This window comes from Tannerella serpentiformis (assembly GCF_003033925.1).
Taxonomy (GTDB): domain Bacteria; phylum Bacteroidota; class Bacteroidia; order Bacteroidales; family Tannerellaceae; genus Tannerella; species Tannerella serpentiformis.
The window spans coordinates 1,976,452-1,990,192 of the sequence record NZ_CP028365.1 but is presented as its reverse complement, the minus strand read 5'-3'; the positions used below and the strand labels follow the sequence as shown (position 1 = coordinate 1,990,192).

The 13,741-nt window shown below is 45.4% G+C and carries 11 protein-coding genes and 3 pseudogenes; 11 read left to right on the top strand and 3 right to left on the bottom strand.

Annotation, left to right across the window (positions count from 1 at the left end; all coding sequences use genetic code 11):
• Positions 1 to 98 precede the first annotated feature (98 nt).
• From C7123_RS08355 to C7123_RS13655, 4 genes and pseudogenes are all read left to right on the top strand, one after another.
• On the top strand, positions 99 to 2,804 hold the full coding sequence (locus tag C7123_RS08355; protein ID WP_069174721.1) for a type I restriction endonuclease subunit R: 2,706 nt from the start codon (positions 99 to 101) through the stop codon (positions 2,802 to 2,804).
• A gap of 1 nt (position 2,805) precedes the next feature.
• Positions 2,806 to 4,227: a type I restriction-modification system subunit M gene (locus C7123_RS08350; RefSeq protein ID WP_069174720.1), complete on the top strand. Its 1,422-nt coding sequence runs from the start codon at positions 2,806 to 2,808 to the stop codon at positions 4,225 to 4,227.
• Positions 4,228 to 4,235: 8 nt separating this feature from the next.
• Complete coding sequence (locus tag C7123_RS08345) at positions 4,236 to 5,390, top strand: PDDEXK nuclease domain-containing protein (protein WP_069174719.1); 1,155 nt, start codon at positions 4,236 to 4,238, stop codon at positions 5,388 to 5,390.
• 15 nt (positions 5,391 to 5,405) lie between these two features.
• Positions 5,406 to 6,841: pseudogene (locus C7123_RS13655) on the top strand (restriction endonuclease subunit S).
• A 30-nt stretch (positions 6,842 to 6,871) separates the two neighbouring features.
• On the opposite strand, the gene C7123_RS08335 reads toward C7123_RS13655, so the two are convergent.
• Positions 6,872 to 7,675 (bottom strand): tyrosine-type recombinase/integrase, encoded by an 804-nt coding sequence (locus C7123_RS08335; protein WP_069176311.1) that lies wholly within the window; start codon positions 7,673 to 7,675, stop codon positions 6,872 to 6,874.
• A gap of 66 nt (positions 7,676 to 7,741) precedes the next feature.
• Between C7123_RS08335 and C7123_RS08330 the strand changes: the two genes are divergently transcribed.
• The gene (locus C7123_RS08330; protein ID WP_083206782.1) at positions 7,742 to 8,209 is read left to right on the top strand and encodes a restriction endonuclease subunit S; all 468 of its coding nucleotides are present in this window, start codon (positions 7,742 to 7,744) and stop codon (positions 8,207 to 8,209) included.
• Here C7123_RS08330 and C7123_RS08325 read toward each other — a convergent pair.
• Both C7123_RS08325 and C7123_RS08320 read right to left on the bottom strand, forming a co-directional pair.
• Positions 8,204 to 9,298, bottom strand: a complete 1,095-nt coding sequence (locus tag C7123_RS08325; RefSeq protein ID WP_069174718.1) for a restriction endonuclease subunit S — start codon at positions 9,296 to 9,298, stop codon at positions 8,204 to 8,206. The two genes, C7123_RS08330 and C7123_RS08325, sit on opposite strands and share 6 nt — an antisense overlap.
• A 123-nt stretch (positions 9,299 to 9,421) precedes the next feature.
• A pseudogene (locus C7123_RS08320) lies at positions 9,422 to 9,840 on the bottom strand (plasmid mobilization protein).
• A gap of 488 nt (positions 9,841 to 10,328) precedes the next feature.
• Between C7123_RS08320 and C7123_RS08310 the strand changes: the two are divergent.
• From C7123_RS08310 to C7123_RS08285, 6 genes and pseudogenes are all read left to right on the top strand, one after another.
• A complete protein-coding gene (locus tag C7123_RS08310) occupies positions 10,329 to 11,135 on the top strand; it encodes a ParA family protein (RefSeq protein ID WP_237269299.1) in 807 nt (268 codons plus the stop codon).
• Complete coding sequence (locus C7123_RS08305) at positions 11,132 to 11,515, top strand: DUF3408 domain-containing protein (protein ID WP_069174716.1); 384 nt, start codon at positions 11,132 to 11,134, stop codon at positions 11,513 to 11,515. Before C7123_RS08310 ends, C7123_RS08305 begins: the two co-directional genes overlap by 4 nt.
• Positions 11,512 to 12,111 carry a hypothetical protein gene (locus C7123_RS08300; RefSeq protein WP_069174715.1) on the top strand — a complete coding sequence of 200 codons (600 nt, stop codon included), beginning with the start codon at positions 11,512 to 11,514 and terminating at the stop codon, positions 12,109 to 12,111. Before C7123_RS08305 ends, C7123_RS08300 begins: the two co-directional genes overlap by 4 nt.
• A gap of 42 nt (positions 12,112 to 12,153) precedes the next feature.
• On the top strand, positions 12,154 to 12,459 hold the full coding sequence (locus tag C7123_RS08295; RefSeq protein ID WP_069174714.1) for a DUF4134 domain-containing protein: 306 nt from the start codon (positions 12,154 to 12,156) through the stop codon (positions 12,457 to 12,459).
• Entirely contained in the window at positions 12,459 to 12,794 is a 336-nt protein-coding gene (locus C7123_RS08290) for a DUF4133 domain-containing protein (RefSeq protein ID WP_069174713.1), read from the top strand. Before C7123_RS08295 ends, C7123_RS08290 begins: the two co-directional genes overlap by 1 nt.
• Positions 12,791 to 13,606: pseudogene (locus tag C7123_RS08285) on the top strand (TraG family conjugative transposon ATPase); the annotation flags it as partial. The gene C7123_RS08290 and the pseudogene C7123_RS08285, both read left to right, overlap by 4 nt.
• Positions 13,607 to 13,741: the final 135 nt, after the last annotated feature.

Here is a 13,741-nt window from a genome sequence, read left to right as displayed (position 1 = left end):
CTTAGGTCAAACAAAGAGTAACAACAACTAGTTGTCGTACAAAGATTTTCTTTTACAACAGAGTTACTCATAATGCAAAACTATAAGAACATAACGTTATGCATCCAGAAGAACAGGCACGAGTCGTTATAGATAGAATGTTTGAAGAAGCAGGTTGGAAAGTCGTAGATAGGAGCGGTTATGCTCCTAATATGACTGCCGTGGCTGTAAAAGAGGGGATGATGAAAGGTAATCGAGAAGCCGATTATCTACTGTTTCTCAATGGAAAAGCTATCGGGATATTGGAAGCCAAACGAGCAGAGATTACTATAAACGCTGATGGCGTTCAGGAACAAGCCGTAATATATACTCGCAGTTGTCCTTCTTGGTGTCAGGCGTGGTTTCCTACCCTTCCTATCGCATACGTTTCTAATAGCAAGGACTTGATGTTTTACAACTCTCGTCAAGGTAATCCCGAGTTTGAATTTTGCAATCGTATTCATACCCCCAAGGAAATCGCCCAAATATTAGAACTGCACGATGAGTATGTAGGTCTACCAACACTTAGTTCGAAAGGATTACGTGATTGTCAGTTTGGAGCTATCACAGAATTAGAGAAGAGTTTTCGTGCGGGAGAATCACGAGCGTTGATGGTGCTTGCCACAGGTGCAGGAAAAACCTATACGGCTTGTCTTGCCGCCTACCGTATGCTCTCTTTTACGCCGATGAGACATATTCTGTTTTTGGTGGACAGAAATAATTTAGGCAAGCAAGCCGAGAATGAGTTTGGCACTTTTAGACTTACAGAAACTGGAGATCCTTTCAATACTATCTTTACGGTGAATCGTTTGAAGTCCTCAAAAATCCCCAATGATAGCAACGTTTTGATTTCTACGATACAACGCCTTTTCTCTTTACTCAATGGAGAAGAAATAGAGGATAATGACGAGGATGATGAAAACATAAAGGATAGAGATATAGAACTTCCTGAAAATCCCAATTTACCCTCAGACTTCTTTGATATGATTGTCATTGATGAGTGCCACCGCTCCATCTATGGAAATTGGAGAAAAGTACTTGATTATTTCTCAAAAGCAAAATTGATAGGTTTGACGGCTACCCCTATACCAGAAACAAAGGCTTTCTTCAACAACAATATCATCGTAAACTACACATTGGAAAAGTCTATTGTAGATGGAGTGAATGTTGATAGTCGTGTTTATCGCATAAAAACACAGGTTACCGAAAATGGCGGAGCTATCCTTGAAGGTGAAAATGTAAAAAAGGAAACGCGCTATACAGGACAGGTTCAAACTGTCAATAATAAAGAAACTAAAAACTACACACGTGAGGAATTAAATAGAAGTATTGTCAATCCTGCACAGATAAAACTCATTTTGGAAACCTATCGAGATGCAGTGTACACAGAAATGTTCACAGACCCTCAGCGTGAGCCTAATATGGATTATCTGCCAAAGACGCTTATATTCGCACTGAATGAGAGCCATGCTACTAATATAGTGCAGATTGCCAAAGAAGTGTTTTGTCGTAAAGACAATCGTTTTGTGCAGAAAATCACTTATTCTTCAGGAGATAGTAATGAACTGATACGCCAATTCCGAAATGACAAGGATTTCCGTATTGCTGTAACTTGTACTTTAGTGGCTACAGGAACAGACATCAAGCCACTTGAAGTAGTAATGTTTATGCGTGATGTTGCTTCTGAGTCTCTGTATATCCAAATGAAAGGGCGTGGTGTGCGTACTATTGGGGATGAACAGCTGCGCAATGTTACTCCCAATGCTTATAGCAAGGATTGCTTCTTCTTGATAGATGCCGTAGGAGTAACTGAGCATGAAAAAACGATAGTATCTCCTCCTGATGGACCATCAACCAAACTGATTTCTTTGAAAGAACTTCTGGAGAAGATTGCACATGGTAATGTAAGCGATGACTATTTACGCTTATTGGCAAGCAGACTATCTCGTATCAACCATAAGTGTGAGGAGAAAGAACGAGCCGAATTTACCCGCCTTGCAAATCAAAGTATGATGGAGATAGCTTCAAATATCTTCAAAGCCCTTGAGAATAACGCATTGCCTACATACATCAACGTAAATGAGCCTAATACAGAGCGTAAGGCTTTGGTACGAAGTATTACTAATCATCCTGATGCACGTACATACCTACTAATATTGAATGCTGGTTTTGTTGAAACCTTGATGCCTGGCGAAGACACGCTTATATCTAAAGGTTTCTCACAAGAGGAAGCAAAATCTACGACCTCTGCTTTCGAAAACTATTGCAAGGAGCACAAGGATGAAATAGAAGCTCTGCGACTAATTTACAACAACAACGGAGAGCCAATTACGTATGCTATGTTGAAAGACTTGGAGAACAAGCTAAAATGGGTAAATAGTAAATTCAATAAATCTTTGCTTTGGAACTCGTACACCATCATAAATCCGCAGTCAGTGAAACGGTATTCTACAAGGGATGAGAAAGAAGCTTTGACCAACATCATACAACTTGTTCGCTTTGCTTTTCATCAAATAGAAAAACTTGAGAGTCTATATCCATCGGCAGGACAGCGATTCAATCTTTGGTGCGGACAGATTCAGCGTCCGTTATCCTCTAAGCAGATAGAATTGATGCACGAAATACAAAACTTCATTGCATCTAATGGATACTGTGCGATCACAGAAATCAAGGAAAACGATAAGTCTTTGGCTGCACAACTCATAAAAGCCTTTGCCGGTAAAGAAATGGCCAATGAAGCGTTATCTTCATTGGCTCAATTTATCATCTATAGAAAAGTAGCGTAATATGACAACTAACATATCAACAGAACAAGCTTTAACCAAAGAAGTTTGGAAATTGGCAACGACATTGGCTGGACAGGGTGTCGGCTATACAGATTATGTAACGCAACTTACCTATCTGCTATTCCTCAAGATGGATGCAGAAAACGAAGAACTATTCGAGGAGGAATCATCTATTCCGGAAGGCTATAGGTGGATTAACCTAAAAGAAATGGATGGTTTAGATTTGCTCAGTCACTACGAGAAGACACTCAAAATACTTAGCGAGCAAGATAACTTGATAGGCACGATATTCACAAAAGCTCAGAATAAGATAGACAAACCTGTCTATCTGAAAAAAGTGATTTCCATGATTGATGAGCAACAGTGGCTCGTAATGGATGGCGATGTGAAAGGTGCAATCTATGAGGGAATCTTGGAAAAGAACGGACAAGATAAGAAGAGTGGTGCCGGACAATACTTCACCCCCCGTCCGTTAATACAGGCTATGGTTGATTGCCTCCAACCACAAATAGGCGAAACGGTATGTGACCCTGCTTGTGGTACAGGCGGTTTTCTTTTAGCTGCATACGACTATATGAAAGAGCAGTCTCAAGATAAAGGAAAGCGTGATTTCTTGAATAACAATGCTTTGCATGGTGTGGACAACACGCCTTTGGTCGTTACGTTAGCTTCGATGAACTTGTATTTGCACGGCATTGGTACAAATCGAAGCCCAATAGCATGCGAAGACTCTCTGGAAAAAGAGCCAGATACAATGGTAGATGTCATTCTTGCCAATCCTCCATTTGGTACTCGCCCTGCAGGATCAGTAGACATCAACCGTCCCGACTTCTATGTAGAAACCAAGAACAACCAGCTTAATTTCCTACAACACATGATGCTGATGTTGAAGAATGGAGGACGTGCTGCCGTTGTGTTACCAGATAATGTACTCTTTGAAGGTGGAGCTGGTGAGATTATTCGCGAAAAATTGCTAAGCGATTTTAATCTACATACCATCCTGAGATTACCTACCGGTATTTTTTATGCACAAGGTGTAAAGGCAAATGTACTATTCTTCTCCAAAGGGCAACCAACGAAGGATATTTGGTTTTATGACTATCGGACAGATGTAAAACATACATTGGCAACCAACAAATTACATCGCCATCATCTTGACGACTTTGTTGCTTGCTACAATGCTTCTCCACGAGTGGAAACCTACAATGAGACATCGAAAACAGCTGGTCGCTGGAGGAAATACACAATTGACAATATTCTGACGCGAGATAAGACCAGTCTTGACATCACTTGGATAAAAGCAGGAGGAGAGGAAGAGGAATACTCCTTGCAAGAGTTAATGGAAAGCATCACGACTCAGAGCAATACTATCAGCCAAGCTGTAATTGAGTTGCAAAAGCTAATGGCAGAGATCAAAGAATAGGTATCAAAATGAAACAGCATATTAAGGTTAGCCAAGAGCAGCAATTTAATGAAGTCGTCCACATCATTCAACAGCACCGGAGCAAGGCTTCCCAAGCCCTCAATCAGGAAGTTTTGCTCACGGCTTGGCATATTGGTGGCTACGTGTCAGCAAAACTGAAAAGCGAGGAATGGGGAAGCAAGGTGGTCAGTCAGCTCTCAGAGTTCATTCGTTCACACCATCCTGAAATTAAAGGATATAGTCGAAGTAGTATCTATAACATGGTAATGCTTTACGATGAATATTCTTCCTCATCTTTTCAAAGTACAGTGCAGAAATATCTCCGCTCGGAATTTGTCCAACCAGTGGCTGGACAATTGAAAGCATACCCTAAAGAAGATATAGACAGCACAATTAGGTCTCCATCTATAATTGTGCAGCCATTAGCTACACAATTACCCAAGATACTGACGTATACCACGCTAACGAATCTGATGGAAATTACTTGTCGATGCCAAAGTGATGAGGAACGCCTATTCTATATCCTTTATGCTCATAAAGAACAATTAACAAAAAGAGAATTACAGCGTTGCATTTCCAATCAGACCTATGCCACTCTGTTAGGCAATAAAAAGAATATGTCTAAGGGGTTGTTGGCAACTTACCCCAACGCTCCTGTTTTATTCAAGGACACACTCTTTGTCGATTTTCTTGATCTTCCTCAAAAGCATAGTGAAATAAGGCTGAAAAGTGGACTAATTGACCACATGAAGCAGTTTATTCTTGAATTAGGTAAAGACTTTATCTTCATGGATCAAGAATACTTCCTCAATGTAGGAGCTTCAAGTTTCAAAGCCGATTTGTTGTTTTATCATCGTGGTTTGCAAGCTCTTGTTGCAGTAGAACTGAAAAAGAAAAAATTCCATCCACGAGACTTTGGACAATTGGAGTTTTATCTTGAAGCCCTTGATCGCGATGTCAAGCGAAGTAACGAAAACCCCTCTATCGGTATTCTTCTCTGCCCTGAAGCAGATAAGGTGGTAGTGGAATATGCTATGAGTCGCAGTATGAGCCCAACGATGATCGCGGAGTACAAACGTATCCTTATTCCGCAAGAACGTATGCAACAACAACTCAATGAGTATTGCAACCTCTTTTTGGAGGATAAAACTGACGTGGAATAATCCCAACCAAACACAATGAACACGAAGAAATTACGACAAAAGATACTCGACCTTGCCATTCATGGCAAACTTGTCTCCCAAGACCCTGCTGATGAACCAGCCTCTGCGCTTCTCCAACGTATTCGTGTAGAGAAAGAACGCTTGATAAAAGAAGGAAAAATCAAGCGTAGTCGAAAATCTACCAAGACTTCCGATACGCCCCATTATGAGAATGTGCCATTTGAACTGCCCAATGGGTGGATGTGGGCTACATTGGGGGAGATTGGGGTATGGCAATCGGGAGGCACGCCAAGTCGAATGTGTAAGGAATATTACGAAGGTGATATTCCTTGGCTAAAAACTGGAGACCTGAATGATGGAATGATTGTAGATATACCGGAATTTATAACGCAAAAAGCACTGGAAGAGACTTCTGTCAAATTAAATCCAATAGGCAGTATTCTTGTAGCCATGTATGGAGCCACAATTGGAAAGATTGGCATACTCACCTTCCCTGCAACCACAAACCAAGCATGCTGTGCCTGTAGTAATTACCAAATAGAGCAAATGTATTTGTTCTACTTCCTACTTGCAAGAAGAACAATGTTTATAGCTATGGGGGGAGGGGGGCACAGCCTAATATATCAAAGGAGAAAATAACAGCAACGTTGATCCCTACCCCCCCTCTTAGGGAGCAAAAACGTATCGTTGCCGAGATTCAGCGCTGGTTTGCTTTGATTGATACCATTGAACAAGGAAAAGAGGACTTGCAAACAGCCATCAAGCAAGCGAAGAACAAGATACTAGACCTCGCCATTCATGGTAAGCTTGTACCTCAAGACCCGAATGATGAGCCAGCTTCAGAGTTACTCAAACGCATCAATCCTAAGGCTCAAATTACTTGTGATAACGAGCATAATGGGAAGCTACCCCAAGGTTGGGGGAAAATCATGATAGGAGAAGTGTGCGAGAATATCAATGGACTATGGAGGGGGAAGAAAGGACCTCTTATAAATGTTGGAGTAATACGAAACGCCAACTTCACAAAAGGCTTTAAGTTAGATTATTCAAAAATCAAGCATATTGACGTGGAAGAGCGTGCTTTTGAAAAGCGTCATTTGTTAGATGGGGATTTGATAGTAGAAAAATCAGGAGGTAGTGATGCTTATCCTGTTGGACGAGCTGTTATCTACGAGGGTAAGTCTAGCCTTTACTCCTTCAGCAACTTCACAATGATATTACGCCCCAAAGACAAAAAACAAATATTTATTTATCACATATTAAATGTGTATCAAAAAGGAATGATGCGATCCATGCAGACTCAAACGATAGGATTGCACAATTTAATACTCGACAAATACCTCTCTATCAATTTGTCTGTTCCTCCGCTGTCAGAGCAACAACGTATAGTTCGAAAGATCGAAGAACTTTTCTCGACTCTTGATGGGATTCAAAATGCCTTAGAAGTGTAGCTCAATACACTTCTAAGGGATAGTATTACTTTACCAGTTCACTACCTTGTCAACAATCTTCTGTTGTTCGCTTGCTGTTCTGCGAAGATAAATACGAGTCGTTTCTATACTTTCATGTCCCATGAGGTCAGCTAATAGGGCAATGTCGTTAAAACGATCAAGAAAGTTCTTAGCAAAACGATGGCGAAAAGAATGGGGATATACCACATCACGATTCAATCCATACTTCTCTGCAAAATGCTTTAGTTGCTGAGCAATGCCACGTGTTGTGATACGTTGTCCAAAGCGATTCAAAAAGAGATAACCCGATGTTAACCCATTCTCCTTTATCCATTTTGTCGCTTCTCCTCGCAAGTTCTTAGGAATGTATAAGCGTCTTATCTTACCCCCTTTGCTATAAAGGTCAAGATAACCGATTTGTACATGCTCTGCCTTGATATGCAGAAGCTCGCTCACACGAGCACCAGTTGCAGCCATAAACCAAACGATGAAATACCACTCATCATAGCCATCTGCCTTGAGCTTTGTTTTAAGAAACTTGTAATCAGCATCACTGATTACATTCTCCAAGAAGTTCTTTTGTTGCACCTTCACAAACTTTACTTTGAGCTTCTCTTGCTTCGTAAACTCCAAGTACTTGTTGATGGCTTGAATCCTCAGATTGACTGTCTGTGGCTTGAAGTTCTCTACTAGATACCCCTTATAAGATAAGAGGTTCTTTTTACTTACCTCCTTGTAGTGAGTAAAGAAGTAGTTCACCGTCCAAACGTAGGACGTAATAGTGTTTCTTGCCAAATTGGTTTTGGCTAAGTGTTTTTGGAATGCTGTTACCATATAACATTGAATTAGAATAATGTAAACGGTAACAATATAAAGGAGCATATCGAGCATTATCCGAACTTGCCCCAAGGATGGACGCTGTGTCGGCTTGAAGACATTGTGAAATACGAGCAACCGACAGCGTACATAGTGGGAACAGCAGAATATTGTGACGACTATCCAACACCTGTACTAACAGCAGGTAAATCTTTTACAATAGGATATACCAATGAGACAGAAGGTGTATATAGCAAATTGCCTTGTATTATTTTTGATGACTTTACAACAGCCTCACGATTAATAGATTTCCCTTTCAAGGTCAAGTCGTCTGCGATGAAAATACTACAAATCCATGATACTTTAGAAATAGAATATGTGGCTTTTTTTATAAGTACAATAAGACTTATAGGGAATACACATAAACGATACTGGATTTCAGAATATTCGAAGGTGGAAATTCCAATTCCGCCACAGGCTGAACAAAAAAGGATTATCAACGCCATCCACCAAATCTTTGACAATTTGGATGCCATTGAGGAGAGCTTATAAACTCTCCTCAATGCTGTCAAGCATTCTGTTGGCAGCGTTTATTATAGCAACTATTCTTTCTTGCTCTTTATATGGTGGTATTGGCACTTGAATAGTCTTAAAAAGTTTCTTATTCAAATGTGGAATAGCAGAGCCTACTTTGCTTTCTCGCAACACTTCTCTATGCAGATTAATAATATGTAAGATATACTCATTATTCATATTCTCATTGATTCTTAGTTGCTTAAAAGTACTACCTTGATAGCCATCAATTGGTGCATTGAATACCTCGCCTGAGTTTTCTCCATCCACTAAAATCATATAGGTATTGGCTGGGACGTATTTGCCAGCATTTATAACTGTCCCTTTGGAGTTTCCTCTTAAAAACTTTACATCTAAGTTGATCAGAATTCTGTTGTTTTGCTTTTCTCCATCAAGCAAACTGCATACCTCTTGCATTGAAGTAACCATCCATCCTTGGGGTAAGTTCGGATAATGCTCGTTATCACAAGTGATATGAGCCTTAGGATTGATACGCTTGAGCAGCTCCGGAGCAGGCTCATCAGTGGGGGCTTGAGGAACAAGTTTTCCGCTGATAGCCAGCTCAAGGATTTTGTTCTTCGCCTGCTTAATAGCAGTCTGCAAGTTTGCCTTCCCTTGCTCAATCGTATCAATCAGAGCGAACCAACGCTCTATCTCTGCCACAATACGAGTTTGCTCAGCAAGAGGAGGGAGAGGGAATAAGAGGGGCTTTAGCACATCGAGAGGAGGTATGTTTTTGATCGCAGTACCTTTGCTTTCTTTATTGACTTTTTCTTTTAGAATATAATCAAAATACACAAGATAGAAATCTGTTATATCTCTAATATGCAACCGAATAAGCATCAAAGCTTGATTTATGATTCCCTCTTCTGAATCTTCTGGAAGAACATAGGTCTCCCCAATAGTCCCTGCACAGCTCACTAAAATATCAGACGATTGAACAGCAAATCCACATAACTCCTTATACTTGTCTTTGCTTATGTAGTACGACCCCAATGAGGCGTTTTTCTGTATGACGTTTTTTTGCTCATAAACTTTATAAGCATCATCTGACTTGGGAACAAACATAGACTTTGTTAAACCACTCCCAAAAGGACCTTTTTTATAAAAGGCTAAATCATCAAGTCTACACCACACCCATCCTTGAGGCACATCAAAGGGTATTTGCTCATAATGGGGCGTATCGGAAGATTATCCTTTTTCCTGATATTCTTCTGTCAATTGCATGGCTTGCTGTTGCAGTCTGACGAGAACTTGGGAATAGTTTCGAGTTTGCCGAGCATTCGTTTAGCAGTGGCGACAGAATGATAGGCATTGATGGCGCGGACGGCTTGGTTGTACAGCACGCCGATCTTGTTTAGCGCGGCGGTGAACTCGGTTAGCCTGCGGACGAAGTCCTCGCGGCTTTTGTCGACGGTCACGACGCGGAAATGCTCATCTAAGATGCGCGCACGGATGTACTCCGTTTTTGTGCGGGCGCCGGAGCGTTTGAAGAGTTCGATCAGCCGGAGCTGGTCGCGGCTGTCGGGGAGGCGGAAGTGGAAGGCGTCCCATTTCGGGGGGCGTGCAGGCGTTTTCTTGGATCGATTCATGGGGCTCTGGTTTTTCATATAAGATCAGGTTGCGACTTTGGAGCCGAACCGCGCGGAGGCCGCTCCGGGGCAAGGCGTTTTGTAGCACAAAACGGTTTTTGTAGCACAAAAACACACCTTGCCCGGCCTTTGGGCCGTATGTCTGAGAAGAAGGTTCGGCTCCCCAAAGTCTTTCAATTCGGCGGCAAAATTAGGGCAGCGCTTTTCGTGGGTAAAACGTTTGTTTTCAAGCGGGAGCCACTCCGGGGAAGCCCCCGAAAGCCTTTATATATAGCTGTGTTTGTGCAGCTGTTTATTTGTGTGGTTACTCACTTACTCACATGTAACTGTATAAGTGAGTAAGTGCATAAGTGAGTAACTGCATAAGTGAGTAACTGCATAAGTGAGTAACTGCATAAGCATATAAGTGAGTGAGCATATGAATATACTTACACAGCTACTCACAAGTGCGCCTATATATAATGTACGCGCGTAACTATTAATCATATACCTCAGACCTTAAACCTATGAAAGAAGAAACCATGAACACCTTGCCCGGCTGCCCGATCCGAATCGGCTTCGGGTCGCTCAAAGGCGGCACGGGCAAAAGCACGCTGGCGGAGATCACGGCCAGCTACCTCTGTTACACCGAAGGGCTGCGCCTTTTCGTCGTCGATTGCGACTACTCGCAATACTCCTTCTTCGGACTGCGCGAACGCGACAAACAAACCATACAGAACGGTGAACCGGCGTTGCAGGCACGGATGAAGAAGCACTTTGAAGCGCTCGGCCGGGAGGCTTACCGTGTCATCAAAAGCACCGCTGCACGTGCGGAGGAGGATGTCCGCCGTTTTATGGCCGAGCGTGCGGGTGAAACGTTCGACCTGATCCTTTTCGACCTGCCCGGCCGTGCGGACGATCCCGGACTCGTCGAGCTTACCCTTGGCATGGATTATCTCATCTCGCCGATCGAGCCCGACCGCCAATCGCTGGTAGCTTCCATGACCTACGCGCCGGCCATCCGTGACCTCGGCGTGTCGGACGATAGGTGCCGTATCAAAGAGATCTACCTCGTTTGGAACAAGATCGACCGACGGGTGCGGACGGACGTCATCGCGTTCTACAACGAGGCGATCAAGCGCGAAGGCTTGGGATTGTTCGACACGCAGCTGCCGCGCTCCGCCCGCTTCAAAAAGGAACTCACCGCAGACGGCCGGCCCGCCTTCCGATCCACCTACCTGCCACCAGACAAAAGTCTGACCGAGGGTAGCGGCATCGAGTCGTTCGTCAAGGAGCTCATCGAGAAATGCAACCTGAAAACCGCCCGCCCATGACCATCGAAGAACAACGCCGTAGGCGAATCGCCGAGCGGATTCAGCAAATGGCAGGCGACGATGCGCCGCCCATCACGCCCGAAGAAACACCGTTGAAAAGCGATTTAAGCAGTGTTCAAACGCCGTTTACAGACGAATCGCTATCGACTTATCGAGATCGATTCTTTGCTCACCGTTCGTCAGAAAGTCGGACGACCCTCTCCTGCGACCGGACGCTTATCGACTGTTTGCGACGCGTGCTGAACGCCCTCGATGCAAGGACTTCTCTCGCGGCCTACATCGGGAACATCCTCGCCGATCACATCGACCGCCACCGTGCGCTCCTCTCCGAGGCCATCGAGCGCAACAGAAAGAACCCCTTTAATTCCTCCTTGCCATGACACTTTTTCTGCTCGTCACTTGGGCGATCCTCTTAGCGATCTTGTTGTACGACCTGCATCGGTCAGAGCAACCAACACGGAAAGACACCTCTGCCGGCAACACCTCGGATGACGCCTCGGACGACGGTTTGATCGGGGCTACGCGTACGGTTTTACCATTGGAGGGAAGCGTGAAGGAAGCCGGGGAATCGGCTTGCGGAGAGACGGAATCTGACGATAGTTTTGCCTATCGAAACGCCGTCGCCGAAGATGAACAGGCGGACGAACCGGAGGTTGCCCCAGAAGACGAAGCGATATCCTTGTTACTCAAGGAAGATATTGAAGTCTCGGGTGAAAGCGTAACGACCCGCGAGCTTCGCCGCCTGCAAACGGCTGTGGAAACGCCGGATCGTCTCACCGCGGAAGACTTGGATCAAGCCAAAGAGACAGCCGTCAAGCTCCGAGGTACTGACTTCATGGAGAAGCTCCGCGAGTATGCGTCGAAAGAGCGGGAACGCGCTCGGGCGCTCGACGAGCTACTTCGCTCGCCCTCCGAAGGATCGAAGAAGTCTCGCTCAAATGACGTCGACGACACGGCGTGGATGGCTTACTTGTAACAGATAGCATACACGAATGAAAACCTATAAATCCAGAACCACATGAAACAACGAATCGGGCGACTGTTTGCCGCCGCATTACTGCTTTCCCTCGCCTCCTCCGCCTTCGCGCAGGGCAACGGGCTGTCGGGCATCAACGAGGCCACGAAAATGGTCACCTCCTATTTCGACCCGGGGACGAAACTCATTTACGCCATCGGCGCTGTCGTCGGACTGATCGGAGGGATCAAGGTGTACCAAAAGTTTTCTTCCGGTGACCCGGACACGTCGAAGACCGCCGCCTCGTGGTTCGGGGCGTGCATCTTCCTGATTGTGGCCGCCACGATCTTACGCAGCTTCTTCCTCTGATGGCTTCGTGGGAGATCAATAAAGGCGTGGGGCGGACGGTGGAGTTCAAGGGGCTCAAGGCGCAGTACCTCTTCCTCTTCGCCGGTGGACTGCTGGCGACATTCCTCCTTGTCGTCGTCTGCTACATGTGCGGCATGGATCAGTACCTCTGTCTCGGCCTCGGCGCAACGGGTGCCACGCTCGTGGTGTGGCAAACATTCGCGCTGAACCGCCGATTCGGTCGCTATGGTCTGATGAAACGTGCCGCCGTCCGCATGCACCCACGCTATCTCCTGAACCGCCGCTCTGTCCGCCACATTCTTCATTGCCTTAGATCAACACATCAACACCAATGAGAAACACCACCAAGGTCACCACCTTAGAATCCAAGTTCCCGCTGCTGGCTGTCGAACAAGGGTGCATCGTCTCGAAAGACGCCGACATCACCGTCGCCTTCCGTGTCGAGCTGCCCGAACTCTTCACCGTCACCTCGGCAGAATACGAGGCGATGCACGCCGCATGGCACAAGGCCGTTAAGGTGCTGCCCGACTTCACCATCGTGCACAAACAGGATTGGTTCGTCAAGGAGCGCTACGCCGGCCGCCTTTCGGATGGCGAGCTGAGCTTCCTCGCTCGCGCCTCCGAACGCCACTTCAACGAACGCCCCTTCCTCGATCATGCCTGTTACCTCTTCCTCACCAAAACGACCCGCCAGCGCATGGCTCGGCAGAGCAATTTCTCCTCGCTTTGTCGCGGAACGATCCTACCGAAGGAAGTGGGCAACCGCGAGGAGGTGGCCAAGTTCATGGAGGCCGTCGACCAGTTCGAGCGGATCATCAACGACGACGACCGCATCAGCCTCACGCGCATGACCGAGGAAGAACTTGTCGGAACGAAGGAGAAAAGCGGTTTGCTCGATCGCTACTTCTCGCTCTCCGACACGGGTCACGCGTCACTCGAGGACATCCGCCTCGGCGCCGATCTCGTTCGGGTGGGCGACAATCGGCTCTGCCTGCACACGCTCAGCGACACCGACGACCTCCCCGCCGTGGTCTCCACCGACAGCCGCTACGAGCGCCTCTCGACCGACCGCAGTGACTGCCGCCTCTCCTTCGCCGCGCCCGTCGGACTCATGCTCTCGTGCAATCACCTTTTCAACCAATATGTGCGACAAGAAGTCGTGTAAGTAATTGTTTAACAATTAAATGAAGTAACAAATGTCATTAAAGTCAGATTAAACCTATTGTTCCGTCAATAGTAGCCTACGGTCACGTGCGTCGCTCAAAAGGCGGGGTGCGAAGCT